This is a genomic window from Megasphaera massiliensis (assembly GCF_000455225.1).
Classification (GTDB): Bacteria; Bacillota; Negativicutes; order Veillonellales; family Megasphaeraceae; genus Megasphaera; species Megasphaera massiliensis.
Genome location: NZ_HF954547.1, coordinates 1,198 through 1,771 on the forward strand (window position 1 = coordinate 1,198; position 574 = coordinate 1,771).

General features: G+C 47.4%; 1 protein-coding gene. It reads left to right on the plus strand.

Annotation, left to right across the window (positions count from 1 at the left end; all coding sequences use genetic code 11):
• The first annotated feature begins 65 nt into the window (after positions 1-65).
• Positions 66-560, plus strand: coding sequence for an ATP synthase F1 subunit delta (gene atpH / locus TX77_RS10575; RefSeq protein ID WP_268257942.1), 495 nt, complete (start codon positions 66-68; stop codon positions 558-560).
• The last annotated feature ends 14 nt before the right edge of the window (positions 561-574 follow it).

Genomic DNA, 574 nt, shown 5'->3' on the forward strand with positions numbered 1-574 from the left:
ATACCTGAAAGAAGTAGGAAGCAAATGAGCCGGGATACAGTCGTAGCGAAGCGCTACGCCAAAGCATTGTCGAGCTGGCTCAGCAGAATGGCATCGCAGCAGAAGTTGAAGATCAGTTGAAGCTAATCGTCGATACGCTGGCACAAAACGAAGAAGTCGTGAAGTTTCTTTCCTTCCCAAACATCGATCCGGCAAACAAAATTTCGGTTTTGAAAACGACATTTGGCGACAACGTATCCAATCTTGTATTGAATACGCTTGAATTGCTGGTCGTTCGCGGACGTCAGGATGTTATTGCGGAAGTATATGAAGCCTTCACTAAAATTGCGGGCGAGGTTCTTGGTCAAGCCCATGCAACGATATATGCCGCTACTCAGCTGTCCGTAACGGAATTCGCGGACGTTGTGACTCATTTCAGTCAAGTAACCGGCAAAAAAATTATTGCTCAGCAAGTTGTAGAGCCTGCTTTGCTCGGCGGCGTACAAGTACGCATCGGCGACCGTCTGTACGACGGAAGCTTGTCCGGCAAACTGGATCGTTTACAAAAATCGTTTAAGTAGATAGGGGTGAACGA